The 853-nt window shown below is 38.9% G+C and carries 1 protein-coding gene; it reads right to left on the reverse strand.

What is annotated here, in order from left to right; genetic code table 11:
- Positions 1-783: PTS transporter subunit EIIC (locus AC1DUW_RS30825; RefSeq protein ID WP_477644450.1), on the reverse strand; the 783-nt coding region annotated here is incomplete at its 3' end.
- Positions 784-853 lie beyond the last annotated feature (70 nt).

Consider the following 853-nt stretch of genomic DNA (forward strand, 5'->3'; position numbering starts at 1 on the left):
AAGGATATTTGGTCCGTGTAAACCAATCATCCATAATAAATGAACAAGAAATACTAGTAAAATGGCAAATGGCAGTGAATCTACAGCACTTTGTAAGGGGGAGACAATTACTTTACTAAGCCAGTCATTTAATACCTGTCCATCTGTAACTTTACGAAAAAGTAGTCCGAACACACCAGCAAAAAAGATTGTTGCCATTCCCGGCACTAACTTTGCAAATGAACGAGCTACTGCTGGTGGTACTCCATCAGGTAATTTAATGACTAAATATTTTACTCTTGAAAGTCTAACAAATATCTCTGTTGCTAAAAGGGCAACGACTATTCCTGTAAATAAGGCTGTTGCATTAAAATAATTTACGCTGACGAATCCCCACGCTCCGCCTGTAACATCCTTATCATCGATGGTTAAAGTGACATTGCCGATTTGAGGCAATAATAAGAAAAAACAGGCTGCAGAAACCAACATTGCTTCAAAACCGTCATCCCCGTACGATCTTGCTAGTTTATAAGAAATACCGAACACAGCGAATACCGTCATAAACGCAAAGGTTCCAAACCAAATATCACTGCCAAGCGTATTCCATGCAGGGCCGAAAATGGCCTCCATCAATCTTCCATAAGGCTTGATGACTTGCCCAAGGTTATTAAACAGGACAGCAAACGACCCGATCATTGTAATCGCTATCATTCCAATCAACGTATCACGAATTGCAAGTAAATGACGGTTATTCCCTACCCTTACAGCTCCAGGCATAATATACTTATCAATAAAAGTCATCATATCCTTATTCTCCTTTTATTAAAGTAGTGGCTTGTTTTAGTACTTCTTCACCATTACATAGACCATAGAA

Source organism: Peribacillus sp. P4_C12 (genome assembly GCF_056402095.1).